Here is a 3,505-nt window from a genome sequence, read left to right as displayed (position 1 = left end):
CCCCCGGCCCACGCCGCCCGCGGTGATCATGAAGTTGCTGTCACGACACGGTGTCGCCGGCAACTTCATGATCAACCGGCCGGGACGCGGGCCGGGACGCGGGCCGACGCGGGCCGGGGTGGGTCAGAAGCCGAGGGCTTGGGCGCGGCGCTTGACCTCGCGGGCCAGGTCGCCGCCGAGGGCGACGGCCGGGGTGCCCGGGAGGCTGGGGTCCTCCTCGTAGAGCCAGCGCAGCGCCGCCTCGTCGTCGTAGCCGGCGTCGGCGAGCAGGTTGAGCACGCCGGGCAGGTGCTTGAGCACGGTGCGGTTGGCCACCAGGTCGGCGGGGATCCGGCGGACCCCGTCGCGGCGCACCGTGAGCAGCTCGCGGTCCCGGATCATCTGGTGGACCTTGCTGATCGACAGGTCGAGCCGTTCGGCGACGTCCGGCAGGGTCAGCCAGGCGGCCGGGTCGGTCGGTCCGGGCAGGTCCGCGCCGGTGGCGGCCTGGTCGGCGGGTACGGAATCGGTCACCCGACCACCCTGCCACGTGCCCGGTACGGACCGGGCAACGGCACCCCCGTCGACGCGGCGGCCAGGCGTCCGGCGGGCGGGGCGAGCGCGGCGGGACAGGGCAGGTCGGAACCCGGCTGTAGCATCCTGTTCAACCTTCACCCTCCCGACACATAGACTGCCTGCCGATGGACACACAGGTCGCCGACACGTTGCTGGGCTCGCTGATCGACGGGCGCTACCGCATTCGCGGTCGCGTGGCCCGTGGTGGCATGGCGACCGTGTACACCGCCACCGACGAGCGCCTCGAGCGCACCGTGGCGGTCAAGATCATTCATCCGACCCAGGCCCCCGAGGCGCGGGCCCGGATGGCGGGCTTCGTGGCACGGTTCACCGACGAGGCGAAGACCATCGCCCGGTTGACCCACCCGAACGTGGTCGCGGTCTACGACCAGGGCACCCACGGCGGCCTCCCCTACCTGGTCATGGAGTACGTCCGCGGGCGCACCCTGCGCGACGTCCTCGCCGAGCGGCGCCGGCTCAACCCGGACGAGGCGCTCGCGATCGCCGAGCAGATGCTCGCCGCGATCGCCGCCGCCCACCGGGCCGGCCTGGTGCACCGCGACGTCAAGCCGGAGAACGTCCTGGTCGCGGAGGCGCCCACCGGCGGCCCGGCCAACCTGGTGGACAGCGTCGTCAAGGTGGCCGACTTCGGGCTGGCCCGGGCGGTCGAGGCGAGCGCCGAGGAGGACAACGGCAACCAGCTGATGGCCACCGTGGCGTACGTCGCCCCGGAGCTGGTCACCGAGGGTCGGGCGGACACCCGCACCGACGTCTACTCGGCCGGGATCGTGCTGTTCGAGATGCTCACCGGCCGGGTCCCGTACGACGGCGACCGGCCGGTGGACGTGGCCTGGCAGCACGTCGACCGGGACGTGCCAACCCCCTCGACGCTGGTACCCGGGCTGCCCCGGGCGCTCGACGACCTGGTCGCCCGGGCCACTCGGCGCGATCCGGGGGCGCGCCCGGCCGACGCCGGCGCGCTGCTGGCCGAGGTGCAGGTGGCCCGGGACGACCTGGGCAACGCGAACTCGCACACCACCGTGCTGCGGCAGCTCGGCGACGGCACCACACCGATGTCCCAGCCGACCATGGCGGTGGCCGCCGTCCGCCCCGCGGAGCGGCCCGCCTGGGCCCGGCTGCCCGAGGGCGGTGGGCAGCGCCCGCACCGACGCCGGGCCGCGCCGGAGGGCGCCGAGCTGGGCGCCCGGCTGAGCGGGCTGCGCACCCGCGTGATGGGCTCGCCCCGCGGCCGGCTGGCGGTGGCCGCGGCGGCCGTGGTGCTCGGCCTGGTGGCCGCGGTCGGCGGCTGGTGGTTCGGGGTGGGGCGGTACACGGTCGCTCCGCAGTTGGTGAGCCTGAGCAAGGCCGACGCGGAGGCACGGGCCGCCCGCGCCGGCTTCACCCTCGCCTACGCCGAGCCGCGGTACGACGAGAAGGCGCCCAAGGACAGCGTGCTGGGCCAGGACCCGGTCTCGGCGGCCCGGATCGTCAAGGGCGGCACGATCACGCTCACCTTGTCGCTCGGGCCGGAGCGGCTGCCGGTGCCCGACGTGGTGGGCAAGGACTTCGAGCTGGCCCAGGCCGAGCTGACCGACGCGAAGCTGGTGGTGGCCAAGGGCGCCGCCCGGTACGACGACAGCCTGCCCGCCGGGGTGGTGGTGGCCACCGACCCGAAGGTGGGCACGGTGGTCAAGCCGGGCAGCAAGGTGACCGTCGTGCTGAGCAAGGGCAGGGCGCCGGTTTCGGTACCGAACCTGGTCGGCAAGAACATCAACGAGGCCCGGGCGACGCTGGCGCAGCTCGGGTTGACCCTGGTGGAGACGTACAAGGACTCGGACAAGCCGAAGGACGAGGTCCTCGGTCAGAGCCCGGCGGACGGCACGGGTGTGGAGAAGGGTGCCCAGGTCAAGCTGGAGATCAGCAAGGGCCCGCCGGCGGTCGTCGTCCCCCGGGTGATCGACCTGCCCTGTCAGCAGGCGAAGCAGGTGCTGGAGAGCCAGGGCTTCCCGACCAACATCCAACTCAACCCGAACGGGGTGGCCCGCTTCCAGAACCCGGGTGAGAATTCGCAGGTGCCCCCGGGCACCCCGGTCACGATCACCTGCCTGTGAACGCGCACCGCCCGATCGGCTCGCACACCCCCACCTCGGGTGGCCTGGCGAAGGCGGCCCTGCCGTACGTCGAGGCGACCGGCTCCGGGGTGGTGCAGGTCTACGTCTCCAACTCGCGCGGCTGGGCGCTGCCCGCGGGTGACCCGGTCCAGGACGCGCTGTTCCGGGACGGCTGCGCCGAGCGCGGCGTGCCGGTGTACATCCACGCGTCGCTGCTGGTGAACCTCGGCTCCCCCACCCCGGCGACGGTGGAGAGGTCGGCGCAGACCCTGGCGCACGCGCTGCGCCGGGGCGTGGCGATCGGCGCCCGGGGCGTGGTCTTCCACGCGGGCAGCGCGGTGGACGCGGGGCACGCGGAGGCGGCGATGCGGCAGGTCCGGGAGGCGCTGCTGCCGCTGTTGGACGAGGCGGCGGCCACGGACGGCCCGATGCTGCTGGTGGAGCCGAGCGCGGGCGGGGGCCGGTCGCTGGCCTCCCGGGTGGAACAGCTCGGCCCCTACCTGGACGCGGTGGACCGGCACCCCGGGCTGGGGGTCTGCTTCGACACCTGCCACGCCTGGGCGGCGGGCCACGACCTGGCGGCCGAAGGCGGCATGACGGCGACGCTGGACGCCCTGGTGGCGACGGTCGGGCCGGGCCGGCTGAGGCTGGTGCACGCCAATGACTCGAAGGACCTCTGCGGCTCGACCCGGGACCGGCACGAGAACATCGGCAAGGGCACCATCGGCGAGCCGGCGTTCGCCGAGCTGATGCGCCACCCGGCCACCGCGGGCGTGCCGATCGTGGTGGAGACCCCCACGGAGAAGCACGTCGGCCACGCCGCCGACATCGCCACCCTC

Annotated in this window: 3 protein-coding genes; 2 read left to right on the top strand and 1 reads right to left on the bottom strand. The window is 74.3% G+C overall.

Features of this window, described 5'->3' with window-relative positions:
- Window positions 1–123: 123 nt before the first annotated feature.
- Entirely contained in the window at window positions 124–513 is a 390-nt protein-coding gene (locus DKT69_RS32165) for an Rv2175c family DNA-binding protein (RefSeq protein ID WP_109805191.1), read from the bottom strand.
- Window positions 514–680: 167 nt separating this feature from the next.
- Here DKT69_RS32165 and pknB point away from each other — a divergent pair, with 167 nt between their 5' ends.
- Entirely contained in the window at window positions 681–2,666 is a 1,986-nt protein-coding gene (gene pknB / locus DKT69_RS32160) for a Stk1 family PASTA domain-containing Ser/Thr kinase (protein ID WP_109805190.1), read from the top strand.
- On the top strand, window positions 2,663–3,505 hold an 843-nt coding region (locus DKT69_RS32155), incomplete at its 3' end, for a deoxyribonuclease IV (protein WP_201749966.1). The genes pknB and DKT69_RS32155, both read left to right, overlap by 4 nt.

Source organism: Micromonospora sicca (genome assembly GCF_003172935.1).
Classification (GTDB): domain Bacteria; phylum Actinomycetota; class Actinomycetes; order Mycobacteriales; family Micromonosporaceae; genus Micromonospora; species Micromonospora sicca.
Note: the sequence above shows the minus strand (reverse complement) of the source record. Positions and strands in the feature narration are given on the sequence as shown.